General features: G+C 40.5%; 18 protein-coding genes. 11 read left to right on the forward strand and 7 right to left on the reverse strand.

Annotated elements, in window-relative coordinates:
- Positions 1 to 40: 40 nt before the first annotated feature.
- The 3 genes from leuB to fabR form a co-directional block, all read right to left on the reverse strand.
- The gene (leuB, locus tag QL998_RS05380; protein ID WP_007582207.1) at positions 41 to 1,117 is read right to left on the reverse strand and encodes a 3-isopropylmalate dehydrogenase; all 1,077 of its coding nucleotides are present in this window, start codon (positions 1,115 to 1,117) and stop codon (positions 41 to 43) included.
- Positions 1,114 to 2,667 carry a 2-isopropylmalate synthase gene (leuA, locus tag QL998_RS05385; protein ID WP_008171909.1) on the reverse strand — a complete coding sequence of 518 codons (1,554 nt, stop codon included), beginning with the start codon at positions 2,665 to 2,667 and terminating at the stop codon, positions 1,114 to 1,116. The genes leuB and leuA overlap by 4 nt, the downstream gene beginning before the upstream one ends.
- A 405-nt stretch (positions 2,668 to 3,072) precedes the next feature.
- The gene (gene fabR, locus QL998_RS05390) at positions 3,073 to 3,696 is read right to left on the reverse strand and encodes an HTH-type transcriptional repressor FabR (RefSeq protein ID WP_182193763.1); all 624 of its coding nucleotides are present in this window, start codon (positions 3,694 to 3,696) and stop codon (positions 3,073 to 3,075) included.
- Between the two features lie 126 nt (positions 3,697 to 3,822).
- Here fabR and QL998_RS05395 point away from each other — a divergent pair, with 126 nt between their 5' ends.
- Both QL998_RS05395 and sthA read left to right on the forward strand, forming a co-directional pair.
- Positions 3,823 to 4,956 (forward strand): fatty acid desaturase, encoded by a 1,134-nt coding sequence (locus QL998_RS05395; protein WP_182193765.1) that lies wholly within the window; start codon positions 3,823 to 3,825, stop codon positions 4,954 to 4,956.
- Positions 4,957 to 4,969: 13 nt separating this feature from the next.
- Entirely contained in the window at positions 4,970 to 6,400 is a 1,431-nt protein-coding gene (sthA, locus tag QL998_RS05400; RefSeq protein WP_182193767.1) for a Si-specific NAD(P)(+) transhydrogenase, read from the forward strand.
- A gap of 106 nt (positions 6,401 to 6,506) precedes the next feature.
- Here the strand turns inward: sthA and hemE are convergent, their stop codons facing one another.
- Positions 6,507 to 7,571: a uroporphyrinogen decarboxylase gene (gene hemE / locus QL998_RS05405; RefSeq protein WP_002961084.1), complete on the reverse strand. Its 1,065-nt coding sequence runs from the start codon at positions 7,569 to 7,571 to the stop codon at positions 6,507 to 6,509.
- Positions 7,572 to 8,121: 550 nt separating this feature from the next.
- Between hemE and QL998_RS05410 the strand changes: the two genes are divergently transcribed.
- Entirely contained in the window at positions 8,122 to 8,592 is a 471-nt protein-coding gene (locus QL998_RS05410) for an Rsd/AlgQ family anti-sigma factor (protein ID WP_007582240.1), read from the forward strand.
- A 65-nt stretch (positions 8,593 to 8,657) separates the two neighbouring features.
- On the opposite strand, the gene fkpA is transcribed toward QL998_RS05410, so the two are convergent.
- On the reverse strand, positions 8,658 to 9,404 hold the full coding sequence (gene fkpA / locus QL998_RS05415; protein WP_024595253.1) for an FKBP-type peptidyl-prolyl cis-trans isomerase: 747 nt from the start codon (positions 9,402 to 9,404) through the stop codon (positions 8,658 to 8,660).
- Between the two features lie 215 nt (positions 9,405 to 9,619).
- Between fkpA and QL998_RS05420 the strand changes: the two genes are divergently transcribed.
- A complete protein-coding gene (locus QL998_RS05420) occupies positions 9,620 to 10,618 on the forward strand; it encodes a hypothetical protein (protein WP_182671845.1) in 999 nt (332 codons plus the stop codon).
- Positions 10,605 to 10,820 (forward strand): SlyX family protein, encoded by a 216-nt coding sequence (locus QL998_RS05425; protein WP_004335946.1) that lies wholly within the window; start codon positions 10,605 to 10,607, stop codon positions 10,818 to 10,820. Before QL998_RS05420 ends, QL998_RS05425 begins: the two co-directional genes overlap by 14 nt.
- Before the next feature lie 32 nt (positions 10,821 to 10,852).
- Here QL998_RS05425 and QL998_RS05430 read toward each other — a convergent pair whose 3' ends face one another.
- Positions 10,853 to 11,056: a YheV family putative zinc ribbon protein gene (locus QL998_RS05430; protein WP_004589620.1), complete on the reverse strand. Its 204-nt coding sequence runs from the start codon at positions 11,054 to 11,056 to the stop codon at positions 10,853 to 10,855.
- A 132-nt stretch (positions 11,057 to 11,188) separates the two neighbouring features.
- On the opposite strand from QL998_RS05430, the gene QL998_RS05435 reads away from it, so the two are divergent.
- The 6 genes from QL998_RS05435 (at position 11,189) to QL998_RS05460 (ending at position 17,844) form a co-directional block, all read left to right on the forward strand.
- Entirely contained in the window at positions 11,189 to 13,111 is a 1,923-nt protein-coding gene (locus QL998_RS05435) for an ATP-binding cassette domain-containing protein (protein ID WP_182193771.1), read from the forward strand.
- Entirely contained in the window at positions 13,095 to 13,517 is a 423-nt protein-coding gene (locus QL998_RS05440; RefSeq protein ID WP_182193773.1) for a TIGR02444 family protein, read from the forward strand. The genes QL998_RS05435 and QL998_RS05440 overlap by 17 nt, the downstream gene beginning before the upstream one ends.
- A 736-nt stretch (positions 13,518 to 14,253) precedes the next feature.
- On the forward strand, positions 14,254 to 15,240 hold the full coding sequence (locus tag QL998_RS05445; protein WP_182193775.1) for a hydrolase: 987 nt from the start codon (positions 14,254 to 14,256) through the stop codon (positions 15,238 to 15,240).
- Positions 15,241 to 15,242: 2 nt separating this feature from the next.
- Complete coding sequence (locus QL998_RS05450; RefSeq protein WP_004335925.1) at positions 15,243 to 15,497, forward strand: YheU family protein; 255 nt, start codon at positions 15,243 to 15,245, stop codon at positions 15,495 to 15,497.
- A gap of 64 nt (positions 15,498 to 15,561) precedes the next feature.
- Positions 15,562 to 16,758 carry a dipeptidase gene (locus tag QL998_RS05455; RefSeq protein WP_182193777.1) on the forward strand — a complete coding sequence of 399 codons (1,197 nt, stop codon included), beginning with the start codon at positions 15,562 to 15,564 and terminating at the stop codon, positions 16,756 to 16,758.
- Positions 16,759 to 16,932: 174 nt separating this feature from the next.
- On the forward strand, positions 16,933 to 17,844 hold the full coding sequence (locus tag QL998_RS05460; protein WP_165744994.1) for a hypothetical protein: 912 nt from the start codon (positions 16,933 to 16,935) through the stop codon (positions 17,842 to 17,844).
- Positions 17,845 to 18,057: 213 nt separating this feature from the next.
- Here QL998_RS05460 and QL998_RS05465 read toward each other — a convergent pair.
- Positions 18,058 to 18,464: elongation factor Tu (locus QL998_RS05465; RefSeq protein ID WP_290192274.1), on the reverse strand; the 407-nt coding region annotated here is incomplete at its 5' end.

The following is an 18,464-nucleotide window of genomic DNA, read 5'->3' on the forward strand; positions in this document are numbered from 1 at the left end:
TTGAGTTGCAGCATAACGGTGCTGCAACTTTAATATGTTATTAAATGCGTGAAACGATGGCTGCTGCCACATCGCTTGTGCTGTAACCTGCATTTGGATATATATCTGGTGTGCCAACGCCTGCTTCTACGGCTTCTGCTACTGCTTTTTCAATCGTGCGAGCAGCTTCGTCTTGCCCTAGCGAGTAACGTAGCATTAATGCGGCACTTAAAATTTGTGCTATTGGGTTTGCAACGCCTTTACCTGCAATATCTGGTGCTGAACCGCCTGCTGGCTCGTACAATCCAAAACCTGATTGATTCAAACTTGCCGATGGTAATAAGCCCATTGAACCTGTGATCATGGCGCACTCATCTGACAAAATATCGCCAAATAAGTTATCGCAAAGTAATACATCAAATTGGCTAGGCTGCTTAACTAACTGCATAGCGGCGTTATCTACGTAAATGTAATCTAAGCTTACTTCTGGGTAGTCTTTGCTTACTTCGGTTACTACTTCGCGCCATAATACGCTTGATGCTAATACGTTTGCTTTATCAACAGAGGTAACATGGTTACTACGTAGTTTTGCAGCTTCAAAAGCAAAGCGTGCAATACGTTCAATTTCTTTTCGTGAGTATGTTTGCGTATCAAATGCAAACTCTTCTGCGCCTTCACCACTGCGGCCTTTTTCACCAAAGTAAATGCCGCCAGTTAGTTCGCGCACACATAAAATATCAAACCCTTTTTCGCTGATATCAGCGCGAAGTGGCGACGCTGCACTTAATGCAGGTAATAACTGTGCAGGGCGTAAATTACAAAACAAACCAAAGTGCTTACGAAGCGGCAATAACGATGCGCGCTCAGGCTGCTCGTTTGGTGGTAAGTTTTCCCATTTAGGACCGCCTACCGAACCAAATAAAATAGCGTCTGAGTTTTCACACGCAGTAAGTGTACTCTCTGGTAATGCTTTACCAAATTCGTCAATGGCTGCGCCGCCAATTGCATAATGCTCGCGGTTTAGGGTAAAACCAAACTTATTGCTCACAGCATCAAGTACTTGCTCTGCTGCTGCCATTACTTCTGGACCAATACCGTCGCCAGCTAATACCGCAACGCTGTAGTTTGTTTTACTCATCCTGCTTTCCTTTGTTGTTTTAAATCAGACACTTTTTGTGCACGATAAATTAAGTTATAAACACGGATCATGGCGCGTACCGACGCTTCAACCACATCCGCTGCAATGCCCGCACCGTGGTAAGGTCGGCCATCGTATTTAGCTATAATATTTACTTGGCCTAATGAGCTTGCGCCTTGGCCTGTCGCTTCTAAGTTATATTCAATCATTTCAACGCTCATACCGGTTAAGCGCTCAATAGCTGCAAACGAAGCTTCAACTGGGCCATTACCTGTCGCGGCTTCTTGTTTAGCTTCGCCATCAATGCGCATTCCAATAGTAGAGCTTGCTACCGATTGTGAGTTAGAGGCTGAGTTAACAAATTCTAATTGGTATTTTTCGTCTTTGTCGTTAATTTGATTAAAGTAAATCATCGCCTCAAGGTCGTAATCGTATACTGTGCCTTTTTGGTCAGCCAATTCGATAAAGCTTTTATATAAGCCATCCATATCGTAATCAGATTTTTGATAGCCTAATTCTTCTAGGCGATGCTCAATAACATGACGACCCGAACGCGAAGTCATATTTAATTGGTTGCTTGGCACACCCACGCTTTCTGGCGACATAATCTCATAAGTATTTTGCGCTTTTAATACACCGTCTTGGTGAATGCCAGAGCTGTGTGCAAAGGCGTTTTCGCCAACAATCGCTTTATTTGGCTGTACTGGCATATTACAAATTTTAGCCACTTGGCGAGATGCGCGGTAAATTTCTTCACTTTTAATATCTGTGTATACTTTTAAGTGGTCGTGGCGCATTTTCATGATCATCGCCACTTCTTCAAGTGAGCAGTTACCAGCACGCTCACCAATGCCATTAATAGTACACTCAATTTGACGTGCTCCGGCTTGCACTGCAGCCACCGAGTTTGCTACGGCTAAACCTAAATCGTTGTGGCAATGCACACTTAAACGCGCTTTATCAATATTTGGCACGTTATTCATTAAATGGCGGATCATCGCGGCGTATTCGTCTGGCGTTACAAAACCAACGGTATCTGGCAAGTTAATAGTTGAAGCTCCGGCATTAATTGCCTGCTCAACAATTTTACATAAATCCCAATGCGGCGTACGACCGGCATCTTCACACGAAAACTCAACATCGTCTGTGTAGTTACGCGCTAATTTAATTGATTTAACCGCCATTGCCGTTGCATCATCTAGGCTCATACGCAATTTATGTTCAAGGTGCAAAGGGCTTGTAGCAATAAAAGTATGAATACGGCTTTGCTGAGCTGTACGAAGTGCTTCGCCACAGGCTTCAATGTCTTTAGCAACTGAGCGCGCTAAACCACAAATAATCGGGCCTTTTACTTCGGTTGCAATACGTTGCACCGAGCGAAAATCAGCAGGGCTCGAAACCGGAAAACCCACTTCCATCACATCCACATTCAAGCGGCTAATTGTATGCGCTAATTGAATTTTATCATCTTCAGTAAGGCTTGCTTTAAGCGCCTGTTCGCCATCACGTAAGGTGGTATCAAAAATCCATACTTTATCTTGCTCTTGCATAACTGCCCCTCATTCCTATGTTACCCAAATTTCAATTAATCCCAGCCGCGAGATAAAAAAAACCCCGCAATTGCGGGGTTTTTAGTGTTCAACTCGATGCAAACACACTAATCCCCGCTTACTTGCCATAGCAGTAAGAGGTTAAGTTTTAGTGTAATTAAACGAATAATATGCATCTTGTTTTCTTGTGTGTGTGTTCAGTGAAGCCTATTTTTAACATTACAAAGCGACGGAAGCAAGCATAAAAATTCCACAAAACAGATTTAAAAACGATTCAATTGGGTTTTTTAATTCAAACAAGGTGACTGTGAAGAATTAAAATAACAAATACGTAACTAGTGGCGCTTAAATTAATAAGCACTGCAATATACCGTGCTTATATTAACTTTTTGCAATTTTTTTAAGCTATGCTTCTTTATTCGTTTCTCTTACGTAATGCCCGGCTCCTCGAGTAATATAACGCAGCTGCCAAATAACGCGCTCAATCAATTCGTCGCGTTGTAGCCCTTCTATGTCGAGTGCTTCTGCACCGGCATTAAATACCAGAGTGACCATAGATTCCGCCTGAATATAGGCATGCATGGAGTTACATTTGGTTTCGCTTTCTAAATAATGAGCCAGCTCTAAAATAAAATGTTTTACCTCGCGCGCTACTGCGGCTCTAAATGCTTTAGACGTACCAGAGCGTTCTCGCAGCAACAACCTAAATTGGTTACTTGAGTTATCAATAAACTCCATAAACGTAACCACTGAGGTGTTTATAACACTGCCGCCATCGTTTGCTATGCGCCTACGTGCTTGACGCATTAGTTGGCGAAGAGTCAAACCTGCTTCGTCTACCATGGTTAAACCTAGCTCATCCATGTCTTTAAAATGACGATAAAAAGAAGTAGGGGCAATACCGGCTTCTCGTGCTACTTCGCGTAAACTTAAATTCGAAAAACTATGATCAGCACTCAGCTGATTAAATGCCGCTTGAATTAACGCCTGTCGTGTTTTTTGTTTCTGTTGCGCTCTAACACCCGACATCAACAGCTCCCTGAATTATTTTATATGAATATTTAGTGATATTAGCTCAATTGTACAGTCTAATACTTGACGCCAAGAGTTTGAAATACTATTTTAGCTTACAGTTGTACGCTGAGATTGAGAATTATGAATAAACCACCGATTATTTGGACAAACGTCCTGTTTTTTAGCCTAACCTTTTTGGCGGCTGCCACCCTTGTACCTTGGTACGCTATTAGCTACGGATTTACCAGCGCGCATTGGATTGCTTTTGTAGGCTGCATGTTTTATGCGGGCTTATCTATTACTGCCGGTTACCACCGATTATGGGCACATAAAACCTATAACGCACACCCAGCTGTTGAATTTATTTTTGCGCTTGGCGGTGCTTTTGCACTACAAAACAGTGCTTTGCACTGGAGTAGCGATCACCGTATACATCACGGCCAAGTTGACGACCCAATAAAAGACCCTTACGCGGCTACCAATGGTTTTTGGTATAGCCATATCGGCTGGATGTTACGTGACTACCAAGGCGATAGCTACAACGACTATAGTAATTGTCGTGATTTACAACGAAATAAAGTCGTTATGTGGCAACATAAGCACTACTTAAAACTAGCTATTGCCATGAACGTAGGTTTGCCTCTTGCACTTGGTTTATTAGTTGGTGATGTGTGGGGTATGTTAATTCTTGCAGGTTTACTACGCTTAGTACTAAGCCAACACTTTACCTTTTTTATAAATTCGGTTGCACATATTTGGGGTTCTCGCCCATACACTGAAAAAAATACGGCACGCGATAACGGCTTTTTAGCGTTATTTACATACGGTGAGGGGTATCACAACTTCCATCATATTTTTGCAAGCGACTACCGTAACGGTATTAAATGGTTTCATTACGATCCAACAAAATGGATGATCCGCTCTTTAGCAGCTGTTGGTTTAGCCAATAAACTAAAGCGTACACCTGTTGAACGTATCGAAAAAGCAAAGGCCGAAACGCTAATGGGTAAAACGCAAACGCGTCTTGCAAAATTGCCTTTAGCACAAGATAAGATTACATTATTACAACAAGAGTACGATTTACTGCTGAAAAAACTGCAAAATTATTGTTCACTACAAAAACAAGTGTTAGAAGTTAAAAAAAATAACATGGCAAAGCAGTGTGAACGCTCAGCATTAATGGCACAATACCATGAGTTGGAAGCCGCCTGGGAAAATCAAAAACAGGCATGGCTAGCACTTAATGCGAGGTTATTAAAAGCCTCTTTTAATTAATTTAGGAGTGGCAGTGGCCAAACAACCAGAACAAAAAAAAGTACCCGTGACATACCAATATGATGCAATAATTATTGGCACGGGTCCTGGCGGTGAAGGTACCGCCATGAACCTTTCAAAAAATGACAAAAAAGTAGCGGTTATTGAACGCCAAGAAGCTGTTGGTGGCGGTTGTGTACATTGGGGAACAATTCCTTCAAAAGCGCTTCGCCACTCTGTTAGCCGTTATATTGAATACAAAGCAAACCCGTTATTTAATGTTGGCGAGCGTCCTAGCCGCTTAACATTTCCTGATATTTTACGTCATGCTAGTTCGGTTATTTCTAAGCAATCTAATTTACGTAGCAGCTTTTACGATCGCAACCGCATTCATATGTTTCAAGGTGATGCGAGCTTTGTAGATAAGCACACAATTGAAATAAAAAGAAATGATGGCTCAACTGAGCGACTAACCGCTAAAACAATTGTTATAGCGACGGGTTCACGCCCTTACCGCCCACCTGAAGTCGATTTTACGCATTCTCGTATTTACGAAAGCGACACGATACTAGGCCTTGAACACGACCCTCATCGCGTACTTATTTATGGCGCAGGTGTTATTGGTTGTGAGTATGCTTCTATATTTAAAGGCTTAGGCGCTAAAGTTGATTTAGTTAATACACGCGACCGCCTGCTTGCTTTTATGGATGCTGAAATATCTGACGCGCTTAGCTATCACTTTTGGAACAGCGGTATTGTTATTCGTCATAATGAAGAATTTGATCGAATAGAGACCCGTGACGACTGCGTTATTATGCATTTAAAATCGGGTAAACGCGTAAAAGCTGACTGTATTTTATTTGCTAATGGCCGTACTGGTAACACTGATACGCTAAACCTTGAAGCCATTGGTTTAAAAGCCGATAGCCGTGGCCAATTAAAAGTGAACGAAACATACCAAACAGAAATTGATAACGTTTATGCTGTTGGTGATGTAATTGGCTACCCAAGCCTTGCAAGTGCTGCGTTTGACCAAGGTCGTATAGCTGCTGATGCAATTGCGTGTGGTAACTGTGACGACAGACTGATTGTTGATATTCCGGCTGGTATTTATACCATTCCAGAAATGAGTTCAGTCGGTAAAACCGAGCAAGAGCTTACAGCCGCTAAAGTACCTTATGAAGTTGGCCGTGCTCAGTTTAAGCATTTGGCACGTGCGCAAATTGCGGGCACTGAAGTGGGTAGTTTAAAAATATTATTCCACACCGAAACCAAAGAAGTACTTGGCGTACATTGCTTTGGTGAGCGTGCGTCTGAAATTGTTCACATTGGCCAAGCCATTATGGAACAAAAAAATGGCGGCAATAACATCGACTACTTTGTAAATACCACATTTAACTACCCAACTATGGCTGAAGCCTACCGTGTTGCGGCGCTAAATGGTTTAAATCGTTTATTTAAGTAACTGCTTAAATAAGGTTTTTAAACGCCTTTATAAATAGATAACAAAAAACCCGCACTAAGCGGGTTTTTTATTTTTAAACAAGCACTAATGCTTGTTTAAGTCACTATTACTTATGGTACTTAGCACTTAGCTCATGTACGGCATTAATGAATACACCGGCATTTTCAGGGTCTACATCTGGTGTAATACCGTGACCTAAGTTAAACACGTGGCCATTGCCTGTACCGAAATCTTCTAAAATAGTGCCTACTTCTTGGCGAATACGCTCTGGTGTACCGTGTAACATAGACGGGTCCATATTACCTTGTAGCGCTACTTTATCACCCACACGGCGCTTAGCGTCGCTAATATTAATAGTCCAATCAAGGCCAATTGCATCACAACCTGTTGCTGCAATTGCTTCAATCCATTGACCACCATTTTTAGTGAACAAAGTAACCGGTACTTTACGGCCATCGTATTCACGAATTAAGCCATCTACAATTTTATGCATATATTGCAGTGAAAATTCGTTGTAATCGCGCGGACTTAATACACCACCCCATGAGTCAAATACCATTAGCGATTGCGCGCCAGCTTTAATTTGAGCATTTAAGTAATCGATAACTGAATCAGCTAATTTATCGAGTAATAAATGAAGTGTTTGCGGCTCTGCAAACGCCATTTTTTTGATTTTACCAAATACTTTGCTGCTACCGCCTTCAACCATATAAGTTGCTAGCGTCCAAGGCGAACCAGAAAAACCAATAAGTGGTACTTCACCCTTAAGTTCACGACGAATAGTGCTTACTGCGTTCATTACGTAGCCAAGCTCGTCTGTAGGGTCTAACTTTGGAATTTTTTTAACATCAGCAAGTGATGAAATAGGACGTTCAAACTTAGGGCCTTCGCCAGTTTCAAAGTACAAGCCTAAACCCATCGCATCTGGAATTGTTAAAATATCACTAAATAATATAGCGGCATCTAACGGGTAGCGACGTAGTGGCTGCAGTGTTACTTCACATGCAAGTTCTGCATTACGGCACAGGCTCATAAAATCGCCCGCTTGTGCACGTGTTGCACGGTACTCTGGTAAATAGCGTCCTGCTTGGCGCATCATCCATACCGGAGTTACATCAACAGGTTGTTTTGCAAGTGCACGTAAATAACGGTCGTTTTTTAATTCGCTCATGGCGTAAATGATCCTAAGACTTGTATAAATTGTGCAAGATTGTACCACCATATTCCCCGACCCTCTATTGCTTAGGGACGAAAACAGCTTTACCTAGAGGTAGATCAATAGAATGGAGTGTTTTAATCCATTTTGACTATAAAATAAGCAAAAAATAATAACATTTAAAACTTTTTATTAATATGTTTGCAACATACTAAAAACCTTGTTATTGTTTGTCCCGCGTTAACAAAAACAACAATAAAAATCTTAAAACAACAATAAAAATCTTAAAACAATAAAAATAAAAGTTTTAAAATAATAACAATAAAAATCATCTCATAAAAATAAGAAAGCTTGTTATAACAAGTCACTGAAAGAAATTAGACCACCGTAACTGGTGGTTTTTTCTTGCCTGCAATAAAACTCCCCCATCTTAATTAATATAAGAAGATACAACTCACAACTGGGTTACTTTACTTGTTGATATACGCTCAAATTAAATATATCTTGATGTACAGTGAGTTATTATATTTTTAATTAAAAACCAACCCAGCCTAGGAGAATAATTATGCTGACGCGTGTAGAAAAAGCTCAACAGAAATGGGGTGGTAGCCACACAGTAATTGATAAATGGCTAAACGAACGCCAAGACCTTATTGTACTTTATTGCAAAATTGCAGGCTTTACGCCGTACGAAAAGCAAGATCAGGCATTACCAGAGCCAAAGCTAATTGAATCATTTTGCCAACTTTTAATGGATTACCTATCTGCAGGCCATTTTGAAGTGTATGACGATATAGCAAAAGCATGTGAAAAAAAGGGCTTACAAAGCCAAGAGTTAGCAAACTCTATTTACCCGCGTATTTCTAGTACAACCGACATAGCGCTTGATTTTAATGATAAATACGCTGAAGTAGACAAAGAAGACTTGTTAAAGGGCTTTGATGATGACTTATCTGTTATTGGCGAGGCATTAGAAGCACGCTTTGCACTTGAAGATGAGCTTATTGATAACTTGTTTTCTAATCACGCAAACTAATATGTTATTTACGCACATTAAAAAAGGGACCTAAGGTCCCTTTTTGCATTTACACAATAAGCTTATTATTGTGCTGGTGCTTCTTCGTTTTGAATTTCAAGTAATTCAACTTCAAATACAAGTGTTGAATTAGCTGGAATTTTACCTAAGTCGCGATCGCCGTAAGCAAGTTCTGAAGGAATAGTGAACTTATACTTAGAACCCACTGACATAAGTTGTAAACCTTCAGTCCAACCCGCAATTACGCGATTAAGAGGGAAAGTTGTCGGTTCGTTACGTGCATATGAGCTATCAAACTCAGTACCGTCTAATAAAGTACCTTTGTAGTGTACTTTAACTACATCAGTTGCTACTGGCTTTTCGCCATCGCCTTCGCTAAGTACTTCGTACTGTAGACCAGATTCAGTTACTGTAACGCCTTCTTTTTTAGCGTTGTCAGCTAGGTATTTAACACCTGCTTCTTTGCTTTTTTCAGACTCTACTTTTGCTTTTTCTTCTTGCTTAGTACGCACTGATGTATCTAGTTCAGTTAATACTTCGCGAATTTTTTCTTCGTCAAGTTTTGCATTACCAGCAAGTGCATCTTCAAAACCACGGATTAGAAGTGCTTGGTCTAGTTCAATACCAATTTCTGTTTTGTCTGCTAGGTCTTTATTTAAAAAGTTACCTACAGATGCACCAATACCGTATGCTTGTTGCTGTTCTACAGTGTCTAATTTAACTTCAGCTTGTTCTTTTTTTGCTTCTTGATTACAAGCTGTAAGCGCTAAAACTGACGCTGCAATCAATGACAATCTAATCGTCTTTTTCATTTTAAATCTCCGACACACTTTGCAGTTGTCATTTTAATGTATTATTACTAGTTAAAGATTAACGGCCCACATGATAGGCTGCTTGTTTAATGACTAAATTCCACATTGTTAGCTAAACTAAAAACATATCCAGTGATTAGACAAACAACCTAGGCATTTAACGCGTCCTAGTCTAACCTCTCAGTCACTAAGAGTTAAGGGGAAATACCTGTAATATGTCGATATTTCGTACTTTTTTAATCGTATTTAGCTGTTTTTTAGCCATCGCCTGTACCGATAAAAAACAACACGCTGTAGCAAGTTACGAACATGCTGCACAAGGTGCGTTTTCATCAACAGTTTCAAACGATGGTAAATACAGTTTGATCTCCTCTATCAACCATGGGGTCGCCCTGTGGGATAATCAACAGCAGGTGCTAAAATACCAATGGTTTCAGCAGCAGTCACAAGACAGCCTAGTGTACGCTGTTGCCATTGCTTTTGATAACAGCGTGGCTGTTACCGCCGAAAAAACCACGTTTGCTGTGTGGGATATAGCCACAGGCAAAAATAAAGGTTATTACAAAATACAAAAAGCCAGTATTCGCGATATTGCTATTAGCAATCAAGGCCGTAGTGTTTTATACGGCCGTAGCGACGGCGTTGTCGTATTTGTAAACCTAGAAACTGGACGTCGTATTGAGTTTTTAGGTCATCAAGATAAAGTTAACACCGTTGACCTGTCACCTAACGGACGCTTTGCCTTAAGTGGTTCTAACGATTATGTTGCTTACTTTTGGGATACACGTACAGGACAAGTAATTCATCGTTTTAATCACCCAACGCGTGTTACCCAAGTGACGCTCGATCCACAAGGTCGCTATGCGTTTACGGCCGATAGTATGGCACAAGCAAATGTATGGAAGCTGACTACAGGTGATCTTGTGAGTAAACTGAAGTATATTGCGCGTCAGAAAATTTTTACTGCTGTGCGTTTTAACGAACAAGGCACTTTGCTTGCAACCGGCTCGCCAAATAAGCGCGTAGATTTGTGGCAAATACCAAGCGGTGAAAAAATTCAAACTTGGCAGGTTACCCCGCGCGAAGGCAGTAAGCCTAAATCGGCGGTGGTGCTAGATGTGACATTTACAGATAACGGTAAGTCGTTGTTAACCGAAAGCTCCAGCGGGATCGCAGAGCGATTTATTATACGAGAGAATAATGAACACAATTGAACATCGCTTAATGGAACTTGAAGCCAAAGTGGCTTTTCAAGACGAAACGATTGAAGTCTTAAATGATGAAATAAAAGTGCACCAACAGCTGTTAGCAAAAATGAAACGCCAAACCGAGCTGCTAGCAGAGAAAATTAAAGAGTCGCAGTCATCATCGTCTATGATGTCTGAAGTACCTGAGCCGCCTCCACCGCATTACTAAAGCTGGTATAAATTAGGCAATAAAAAACCGGGTTAGTCGCCCGGTTTAAATACACCAATTACTTGTTCAAATTGGCGAGTAGACGCCTGAACAGCGTTATCGGGTTGCGCCATTTTATGACCGCACTCAACACACTCTACTTTTTCAACATCATGTTCTCTGTATAGCATCATAGTATCCATGGCTTTACACTCAGGGCACGATGCACCAGCAATAAATCGCTTCTTTTGTCTCACAACATTTTTCCTGTGGTTTGAACTGCCGCTATTTTATCGTATAACTTCACTTGTTGATACGCTTGATAAGAGCATTAAGTTCTATGTTATGATAGCGCCAACTTAACAAGGGCACAGTAAAGTAACGCATTCATGATCCAAATATCAGAAATAGAACTACTTCGTGGCGGTAAAGCCTTATTAAAAAACGCATCAGCTACATTATTTCCAGAACACAAAGTAGGCCTTGTTGGCGCTAATGGCTGTGGAAAATCAACGTTATTTGGTTTACTAAAATCTGAATTACAACTGGATGCCGGTAACTGCAGCATTCCAAAAGATTGGTCTATTGCCTCTGTTAAGCAAGAAACCCCTGCCCTTGAAATAAGCGCGATTGATTATGTACTTCAAGGCCACCCAGAATACTATGCAATGCGTATAGCACTGCGTGAGGCCGAGAAAAACAACGATGGCGACACACAAGCCAAAGTACATATTCAGCTTGAAAACATTAAAGGCTACAGCATTGAATCGACCGCCGGTGAGCTATTACACGGCTTAGGCTTTGCCAATAACCTAATAGAAAACCCTGTCAGCTCTTTTTCGGGTGGTTGGCGTATGCGTTTAAATCTTGCCCAAGCATTAATACGCGACGCCGATTTACTACTTCTCGATGAGCCAACAAACCACCTTGATTTAGATGCCGTTTATTGGCTTGAACGCTTTTTACGTGCGTATACCGGCACCCTTGTACTTATATCGCATGACCGTGAGTTTTTAGATGCGGTGGTTGATCAAATTTGGCATGTAGATAAGCAACTTATCAATGTGTACAAAGGTAACTACTCTCAGTTTGAACGCCAAAAAGCAGAGCGTTTATTACAACAACAAGCGATGTTTGATAAGCAACAAGATCAAATTGCCCACCTTGAGCAGTTTATAACGCGCTTTAAAGCAAAAGCCAGTAAAGCTAAACAAGCACAAAGCCGTGTGAAAGCACTTGAACGCATGGAAAAACTAGCGCCGGCACATGCCGACTCGCCCTTTAACTTTGAGTTTGCAGAGCCAAAAGCATTACCAAACCCACTAATGACAATAGATAAAGCCAAAGCGGGTTATGGTGACGTCACTATTTTAAATAATATAGAGCTAAACCTAGTACCAGGCAGCCGAATTGCTTTACTTGGCCGAAATGGTGCGGGTAAATCAACGTTAATTAAACTGCTTTCTGGCGACTTAGAGCCACAAGCGGGCGAAGTTGCGCAGCACCATGGTTTAAATATTGGTTATTTTGCGCAGCATCAGCTTGAATCTCTTGATTTAAAAGCCAGTGCAATAACGCACATACAACGACTAGACCCAAAAGCCACTGAGCAATCACTACGTGACTTTTTAGGTGGCTTTGCCTTTATTGGCGATAAAGCACTTGAGCCTGTAGCCCCTTTTTCAGGCGGCGAAAAAGCACGTTTAGTACTTGCCATGTTGGTATACCAAAAGCCAAACCTACTGCTTCTCGATGAGCCAACTAACCACCTTGATTTAGAAATGCGCCATGCACTTGTTATGGCACTGCAAGGCTTTGAAGGCGCTATGGTTACCGTATCGCACGACCGCCATATGCTTAAAAACACTGCCGATGAGTTTTACTTAGTAGATGATGGCAAAGTAACGCAATTTGGTTACGACTTAGATGCGTATTATCAATGGCTACTTAACGCCAATAAAGAAGCAGTTAAAGCACAGCAAAGCGACGAACCTAAAGCTAATCCTGGTGTTAACCGTAAAGAGCAAAAGCGCTTAGAGGCTGAATTTAGAAAAGCCACTCAGCCACTTAAAAAGCAAATTGAAAAGCTTGAAAAGCAACTCGATAAATTTACCGCCGAATTAAGTGAAGTGGAAGTAGCCCTTGGCGACAACGAACTCTACAACGACGACAACAAAGCCAAACTCAAAGAGTTATTGGCCAAGCAAGCAACGCTTACGCCTAAACTTAACGACATTGAAGAAGAGCTACTGATGGCACTTGAAGAAATGGAAGAAAAAGAACAGGCATTCGCTGATGAACTTGCTCAATAGCGACCATTTTTGGCAATTTGCGTGCACCTTGTACGCAAAGCCTGATCAACAAACAACCTTGCTGGCACTACAAAACCAGCAAGGTAAAAATGTAAATTTGTGCTTGTTACTACTTTATTTAGATTCATTAAATTTAAGCGTTAACGCCGAGCAACTAAGTGAGTTAATAAACGTAATTAATGAGTTTGATAACCAAGCCTTGCAACCGCTACGTGCTGCACGTAGCTATTTAAAAACTAACCAAAATTCAATAAGTGATTACGCCACAATACGCGCAGAGTTACTAAGCGCTGAGCTAAAGCTTGAAAAACAACAGCAACATATGTTGATTGAAACAGTAAATGAGTTTGAATTAGTCGAGTATGCAGAGCCAAACAATATTGAGCTATATGTGAAAGCCACTTAGGCTGCGACTTTTTATACCCTCCTCCACTGCTCATTCTATTTTCTTTGTGCAAAAAACCTTTAAGTAATTTATTCACAAAGAGGTTAAGAGGCGCTTCGCTTTTAGAGGAAAACAAACTAGATTACTTAGATAAAAATATAAATATTGAGCGGTTGTTTGGCTCAAGTAGTTTATAGCTCTACCCTCATTTACTTCTCATTCTTTTCTCTTTGTGAAAATTTTTTAAGTAGTTTACTCAAAAAAGTTAAAAGCACTACGCTTTGGAGGAAGTGAAAAAACATGGATTACGATCAGCTCACTATTTCAAGCGAAAAACTCTATTTACCCTTTGGTAATAACTTATTAGTCCTCAAATCATGATCTAAATCAACTTAGCTTCGCTCCTACATCTGCTTATGTAAATAACTTGATCTCGATCACGTTGGGCCTTCTAAACACCGCTTATGATTAACCCATCAACAACGAGGGGAACAAATCATGAGCGTATTCTTTAGAGATTTTTTTACAGATCCAGTTTTATTTATGTCTTTTGGATTTTTAACTATCGTTGTTTCTTTGTGTATCTTTTTTGCTTTTTTCTTTCTGAAAAAAATACATGATGCAGAAATTCCTGACCAAAATTAAGCACGACGCACTAAAGCGCCTTATTAGTTTACTAGTTAGGCGCTTTTTATTTTCTGAAGCGAAAAATTTGGTACACTAGCTTTTCGTTTAATACAAAGTGCGTAGTACAAACATGATCTCTCAGTTCAAACCAGCATGGTGGATGACTAATCGTCACGTTCAAACCATAATGCCGCGTTTTTTCCGCCCATTTCACCACACTCGCTACGAACTTGAGCAACTTGATACACCTGATGGTGACTTTATTGAGCTCGCATGGTCACTTCCACATAACGAAACCGCACCACTTGCTGTTGTTTTGCATGGCCTTGAAGGCAATATAAATAGCTTTTATGCCAAAGGCATGATGAAGGCTTTAAAAAAACAAGGTTATGCAGTTGTGCTTATGCACTTTAGAAACTGCTCAACTGAAGTAAACCGCCTTCCACGTGCTTATCACAGCGGTGACACCGCCGATTTAGCCTTTTTTATAAATCATCTTAAGCAACAATACCCAGATAGAGCGATGGTTGCCGTGGGCTTTTCGCTTGGTGGTAATGTGCTTGCTAAGTACTTAGGCGAAGAGAATACAAACTGCCCACTCAATGCAGCTGCAGTGGTATCGGCGCCTTATGACTTATCATCATCAAGTGATGTTATTCGTAAAAGCTTAGGTAAAATTTATCAAAAGTATTTGCTCGATCGCATGAAAAAGTCGATGCAACGTAAATTACCGCAAATTAAGCAGCAAATTCCTATAACTACCGATCAATTAATGAATATTGATGATTTATTAGAGTTCGATAACCAACTTACAGCACCGTTACATGGCTTTGAAAATGCCCACGATTACTATCGTAAAGCCAGTGCTATGCCGTACTTAAAAGATATCGCTATACCCACACTTATTATTCATGCCAAAGACGACCCTATGCTCTCAATTAAAGCCGTACCGAGTAGGCAAGACGTAAGTGAGCATGTTACGCTGCGCATCTCTGACAAGGGCGGGCATGTTGGTTTTATTAGCGGTAAAAATCCGTTTAAACCTATATTTTGGTTAGAAAAAGCCGTCCCTCATTATTTTAGCCAGCACGTATCAAATAAAGCGAGTAACAAGTAGTAATGATTATCCCTTTTGAACAACTCGATCAAGACACTCTTTATAACTTAATCGAAAGCTACGTATTACGCGAAGGTACCGATTATGGTGAAGTAGAGGCAAGCATCGAATCTAAAGTAAGCCAAGTAAAGCTGCAGCTTAAAAATGGCGAAGCGATGGTGTTTTTCTCAGAATTACACGAGTCTGTAACTATAATTTCAAAAGGTGAATTTAAAGCGCTGCAAAGTGAAGAGCATCAAGCACAGTCGTTTGATTAGGGCGTAGTACTTGTAACTTTTGAATTGAACGTACACAATGGCTTTTTACCCAAAGAGCCAAAACATGATAAAACTCAGCACTCTAGTGGTAGCCATATCACTAGCTTTAACTAGCCAAGCCCAAGCAGAACAAACAATAACAGCATCTGATAAGGCAATTAAACTCGCTAAAGATACCATTTTAATTGATACCCATATTGACGTACCTTATCGAATTCACGAAAGCTGGGTTGATGTAACCAAAGCAACTAGTGATGGCGATTTTGACTATCCTCGCGCTGTAAAAGGCGGTTTAAACGCACCGTTTATGTCGATTTATATTCCTGCGCATTTAGAGTTTGAGGGTAAAGGAAAAAGCTACCAGCTAGCCAATCAAATGATTGATAGTATGGAAGCCATAATCCAGCGCGCACCCAATAAGTTTGCTATTGCTAACTCAAGCTCTGATATTGAAGAGCAATTTAAACAAGGTAAGCTGTCTATAGCCATGGGTATGGAAAATGGCTCTCCAATCGAAGGTGATATGAAAAACCTTCAGCACTTTTACGACCGTGGCATTCGTTACATCACGCTAGCGCACTCGCAAAGCAACCATATTTCGGATTCGTCTTACGATATACGCCGTAAATGGAAAGGCTTAAGCCCATTCGGTAAAAAGCTTGTCACTGAAATGAATAATATAGGCATGCTAATTGACGTATCGCATATTTCTGATGATGCGTTTTATCAGGTTATGGAGCTCTCTAAAACGCCAGTAATTGCCTCTCATTCATCACTTCGTAAATACACGCCTGGCTTTGAGCGTAATATGAATGACGATATGCTATTAGCGCTGAAGGAAAATGGCGGTGTTATTCAAATCAATTTTGGCTCAAGCTTTGTTACCGCTAAAGCAGGTAGCTGGGGCAAGCAATTAAAAAGTACAAAAGAGTCAGCTAAAAAAGAAGGTACTAAGTTAAGTAAAGATTTTGATGCTGCGTACCGTGCTAAAAATCCGTATCCATTTGCAAGTCTTGAGCAAGTACTTGACCATATTGATCACGTAGTTGAGCTAATTGGTATTGATTATGTAGGTATTGGCTCTGATTATGATGGAGTTGGCGATTCATTACCTATCGGCTTAAAAGATGTATCTAGCTACCCAAATCTAGTTCAAGGTTTGATAGACAGAGGTTACAGCGACACCGATATTAAAAAGATTTTAAGCGGCAATACACTAAGAGTGTGGAAACAAGCTGAGCAATACGCAAAATCGCATTAAGCTTTACGCGCTAGGCTTAGGTCTAGCGCTTATAGCCAATTTAAACACCGTATTTCGCCACTCACGCCCCGCCTTCTTAATTAACCCGTATATTTCATCCTCATTTAACACATTTTTTAACAGACTTATATTTCGAAAACAGATAAATTACCCATTTTAGAGGCAGATTATTTTATGACTATAAACAAAGGAACTATTGCGATTACTATAGCAACACTTGCCTTGGTAATTTCATGCTACGGAACATTTTTTAAAGATCAGTCCAGTTCGCTTAATAAACCCAAGCAGCAACAGCTAAGCCCCACAGTTTCTATTAGTACTCCTGCAGAATATCAGCAATCAAATGAAGCCTTAATTGACGAACTAAGCAAGAAAGTAAGTTCGCTACAACGCAAAGTAGCAAACTTAACACTGCACGCTAATGGCTCTTATCAAGAACAAGATACCGACGAATTTAAGGAACTTGTTCTTGACGTACTAGAGGAAAAACAGCAGCAAGAAGATGAAAAACGACGTGAGCAAAATCCTCTTTATAGCTTTTATGCAGACTTACCAGAAGACTATGATTTAAGGATCAAATCAGAACCTGATTATGCTAAACAAATAAACTCTCAATTAAGAGAGCAAACTTTAGATCCAAGCATCTCTGATTTAAATAGGTTAGCTGCACTGAGCCAACTGCAAATGAATATGTTTATCTTGAATAAATCGAGTATGCCTGAGTATGACTATGAAGTAGTAGGTAACATTTTAAATTTAGCGAACAACAGTAGTGACGAAAAATTTAAAATTCAAGCTGTTGAGTTAACAACTCAAACACCGGTACTTGATTACCGCCTTGCAGAGCAATTTACAAACTTGTTAGAGCAAGACACGAATGATTATATCCGTCGCTTAGCTGCACAAGGGTTGATGGCGCAATACTACCAAGCTCAAAATAAACAAGATGGTTATACGAAGCAAATGGCGCAGCATCTACTTTCAGTTTATAACAATAGTTCTGACAATGCAGTCAGGACAACGCTTGACGAAATGATGGGTAACCAAGATATGCTTGATGAGTTACGTAAGAATGCTGGTTACTAACTGATTAAGTTCATGCTCCTACTCTGTTACAGCGATAACATTAATACTTTTAATGCTTAATGCATTACAACAGTTGATTACTCAACGATAGTTGCTACAAAGCACCGATGCCTAAGGTAAGAGAGCCACCTTCACATTACATAAATTACAGGCATTAAAAAACCCGAGACTAAGCTCGGGTTTTTTTAATGCTTAATGCATTACAACAGTTGATTACTCAACGATAGTTGCAACAACACCAGCACCAACAGTACGGCCACCTTCACGGATAGCGAAACGAAGACCTTCGTCCATCGCGATTGGCGCGATTAGAGTTACTGTCATCTTGATGTTATCACCAGGCATTACCATTTCTACGCCTTCTGGTAACTGTACGTCACCTGTTACGTCAGTTGTACGGAAGTAGAACTGTGGACGGTAACCTTTGAAGAATGGAGTATGACGACCACCTTCATCTTTAGAAAGTACGTATACTTCTGAAGTGAATGTTGTGTGTGGGTTGATTGAACCAGGCTTAGCTAGTACTTGACCACGTTCAACGTCTTCACGCTTAGTACCACGTAGAAGTGCACCAATGTTCTCACCAGCACGACCTTCGTCAAGAAGCTTACGGAACATTT

It is taken from the genome of Pseudoalteromonas sp. APC 3691, assembly GCF_030408135.1.
GTDB lineage: Bacteria > Pseudomonadota > Gammaproteobacteria > Enterobacterales > Alteromonadaceae > Pseudoalteromonas.